Origin of the sequence: Halomonas sp. 3D7M (genome assembly GCF_014897885.1) — a bacterium.
In the GTDB taxonomy this organism is placed as follows: Bacteria; Pseudomonadota; Gammaproteobacteria; order Pseudomonadales; family Halomonadaceae; genus Vreelandella.
The window spans coordinates 1-2,341 of sequence record NZ_JABUZF010000041.1 but is presented as its reverse complement, the minus strand read 5'-3'; the positions used below and the strand labels follow the sequence as shown (position 1 = coordinate 2,341).

Here is a 2,341-nt window from a genome sequence, read left to right as displayed (position 1 = left end):
GGTTGAGGAAAGGCTGTCACTCGCGCTGCGAGTTCCACTTAACCCCTTTTTTCCCGCCCCCCTGCACCTCCTCCATCAAGCATGCCCGGGTTTGGTGGCACTTCTGATTATCGAAAAATAAAAGACAAAAAATGTTTGTCTTGGTGTTGACCAAAGGCGCAATTTGAGCGATAATATCCCTAGTCAATAAAGCCATAAAAAATAAGGTGATACATGAGAAAGAGAACGAAAATATTTAGAGGGATAGCTGATGCACTGGATAGACTTGGTGTGACTATTATTGCGCTTAGCATAATAGGGGCATTTTTCACTTCGCAGATGACCTTATTAGCGGGTCTTGCGGGCATTGCTTTAGGGAGTGCAACAACATTATTAGGCATCTATAATAAGGTAGACACCGAGGAGGGCAGAAAATGAATATGAATTATGTTTTATTATTTATCCCCGTATTAATGGGCATTGCTCTTACTATTGCTGTGAAGATAGACAAGAAACATCACCATTAAAAAATGCCCCAAAAGAACCCGCCCGCTATGGCGGGTTTTTTTTGGTCTAATAATCGCCCAAATGACAAATATAATAGAAAAATGTTTGTCTTAGTGTTGACAAAAAAACCTCTATAGCCGATAATACAAGGGTTGGGGCAGCAAGCCCCAATGCTGGGAACCATGCGGCGGCAACCGCGCCCAGCCCAACACTGCAAAGGAGTTAATACGATGAACAGCTATGAAGAAAAGCAAGCAGCCAAAAAAGAACGTTACGAGAAACGCGCCGCCCGCGCTCAGCAAGCCAGCGAATCACACTACACCCAAGCTAAGCGCATGGGGGACGCTATCCCGATGGGTCAGCCTATTCTAGTTGGCCACCATTCTGAGCGCGGCGACCGCCGCTATCGTGGCCGGATGGACAACCAAATGCGTAAGAGTGTGGAAGCAGATAAAAAAGCGGCTTATCTGCAAGAAAAAGCCGACGCGGTAGGCACTGGTGGCATTTCCAGCGATGACCCCGACGCCATCAAAAAACTAGAGGAAAAGCTGGCAAAGCTGAATAAAATCCAAGAAAAAATGAAGCAGGCGAATAAATTGGCGCGCAAAGAAGATTCAGCCGGATTGACCGCAATGGGCTTTACTGAAGCAGAAGTTGCCGAACTCTTAAAGTCTGATCTTCGGGGCCGGAGGGGGTTTCCTAGCTTTTCTCTCAGCAACAACAACGCGAAAATCAAAAGCACCCGCGAACGTATCAAGCAGCTAGAGGCCAGCAAAGAGGCCGTAGACAAGGAGATAGAGGGTGAGGGGTACACTTACCGCGAGGACACTACAGAAAACCGCGTGATGTTCATTTTTGACGGTAAACCAGCGGCAGAGGTGCGCCAGGTATTAAAGGCCAACGCCTTTAAATGGTCGCCCAGCCGTGGGGCATGGGTTCGCCAGTTGACTAACCCAGGAAAACACGCAGGCGCAGCAGTACGCCAGCAACTAGACACGCTTAACGCTTAACGTTAGTGCAGGTAATGGGGCATAGCCTCATTACCTGCTAAAGCATTTATAAGCCCTTCAGGAAAGACAAAAAAACAATAAAATGTTTGTCCTGGTGTTGACATAAAAGGCTCTATATCAGATAATACAGAGGTTGGGGCAGCAAGCCCCAATGCTGGGAACCACGCGGCGGCAACCGCACCTAGCCCAACACTGCAAAGGATGAAATAACATGCTGACACTGACAGAAATCAAAGCCACACAGCCGACTGAACCTACTGACGCCGTGAAAAAAGCTGACCTTTGGCGGGATCAGGCAAACGCTGACCGCGAAAAAGTAATTGCTCCCGACTATAGCGGCGTTGTCTACCTGTTTGATCAAAATGGCCCTTGCCTTTGTGCCTACCGTGGCCGCGCTAAAAAGCCGGCGTTGCTTGTCCGCTACAAGACCGAAGAACGCCGCGACGAAGCCGCCGCAGAGTTCCTAAACGGCACCATGAAGCGCAAAGCAAACAGCCGCAAAACCGAGGAACGCGCTTTGAAGGTTGGTGACGTGCTGCGCTCAATGTGGGGCTATGAGCAAACCAATATCGACTATTACCTAGTGACGCGCCTTGTTGGCAAATGCAGCGTTGAAATTGTTGAAATCGGTAGTAAGAGCCACAGCGATGAATACATGCAAGGCACGTGCATTCCTGACCCTGAAAACGTGATTGGCACCCCGTTTACAAAACGTGTTGATGGTGACTATGTTCGCATTAGCTCTTTTCAAAGCGCGTCGAAAATAGAACCAACTGTGATTGCAGGCGCTAAAATCTACAGCGCCGACCGCTGGACAGCCTACGCTTAACACCACCATAAAGCCC

General features: G+C 48.7%; 2 protein-coding genes. Both read left to right on the top strand.

Features of this window, described 5'->3' with window-relative positions:
• Nucleotides 1-716: 716 nt before the first annotated feature.
• Nucleotides 717-1,496, top strand: coding sequence for a DUF3560 domain-containing protein (locus tag INT22_RS01230; RefSeq protein ID WP_193067519.1), 780 nt, complete (start codon nucleotides 717-719; stop codon nucleotides 1,494-1,496).
• Between the two features lie 211 nt (nucleotides 1,497-1,707).
• A complete protein-coding gene (locus tag INT22_RS01225) occupies nucleotides 1,708-2,325 on the top strand; it encodes a hypothetical protein (RefSeq protein ID WP_193067518.1) in 618 nt (205 codons plus the stop codon).
• Nucleotides 2,326-2,341 lie beyond the last annotated feature (16 nt).